The organism is Kitasatospora sp. NPDC043950, from assembly GCF_056435345.1.
Window position 1 is genome coordinate 1 of sequence record NZ_JBWKER010000142.1, and the last position, 1,048, is coordinate 1,048.

Genomic DNA, 1,048 nt, shown 5'->3' on the forward strand with positions numbered 1-1,048 from the left:
CAGGGGGTTGATCTCGGAGACGGCGCCGACGAGCGTGGTCTTGCCGACGCCGAAGCCGCCCGCGACGACGATCTTCGCGGAGGTGGTGGCGCGGGTGGGGGCGGCCGCGTTAGAGCTTGCGAAGTCCACTGAGGACCCTTTCGAGCAGCGTGACGTCGGGCTGGTTTCCGGATTCGCCGCCGGAAGCGGGCTGGTGGATGGCGACGAGGCCGGCCTCGGCCAGGTCGGCCACGAGGATGCGGGCCACTCCCAGGGGAAGGGAGAGCAGCGCCGACACCTCCGCGACGGATTTGACCTCCCTGCACAGGGTGCAGATCCGCTGGTGCTCGGGGAGCAGGGTGGCCAGGCGCTGCGGGTCGACGTCGGCGGAGACGAGGGCCTCCAGCGCGAGCTCGTAGCGCGGCCGGGTGCGTCCACCGGTCATCGCGAACGGCCGGATCAGCGGGCCGGAGTCGGGCTCGTCCTCGAACTCCTCGACGTGCCCGGGCTCGTGGGCCGGCCGGTAGTCGGGGGCGGGCGCCGGGTAGCCGGGCGGCGGCGTGTCGAAGGCGGGCTGCGGCTGTCGGTACCGGCCGGACCGGCCCTGCTGGTCGTACTGCTCCTGCTGCGGCTGCCCGTACGGGTGCTGGGGCTGCCCGTACTGGTGCTGGCCGTACTGCTGTCCGTGCTGCTGGCCGTGCTGAGGCTGGCCGTACTGCTGACCGTGGCCGACGCCGGGTGCTCCGAAGGCGTCATGGCCTGTGCCAGGGTACGGAACGCCGTACTGGCCGCTGCGGTCGTCGGGCGGTGTCACGGTTCCTCTCCTCACAAGGTGCGGCGGTGCGGTGCGAGCTTCGGCGCAGGTCCGGAGCCGGTGGTGCGAAGGCCGTACAACGTCCGAACCCGAGCCCGCCGAAGCGGGCCCGGGAAGGACGCGGAGGTACTTCGAATACCTGGACGGTATCCGACGGACCGTCAGTGCAGGAGACTGCCCTGGAGTTCCGCGCGGAGTGCGGGGGTGAGGACGGCGCCGGCGCGGTCGACGAGGAGGGCCATCTCGTAGCCGACG

The 1,048-nt window shown here is 72.1% G+C and carries 1 protein-coding gene and 2 pseudogenes; all 3 read right to left on the minus strand.

Annotated elements, in window-relative coordinates; all coding sequences use genetic code 11:
• Positions 1–129: pseudogene (locus AC07BF_RS37840) on the minus strand (ATP-binding protein); the annotation flags it as partial.
• A complete protein-coding gene (locus AC07BF_RS37845; RefSeq protein WP_363589768.1) occupies positions 110–793 on the minus strand; it encodes a DUF742 domain-containing protein in 684 nt (227 codons plus the stop codon). The pseudogene AC07BF_RS37840 and the gene AC07BF_RS37845, both read right to left, overlap by 20 nt.
• Before the next feature lie 161 nt (positions 794–954).
• Positions 955–1,048 (minus strand): annotated as a pseudogene (locus tag AC07BF_RS37850) (roadblock/LC7 domain-containing protein); the annotation flags it as partial.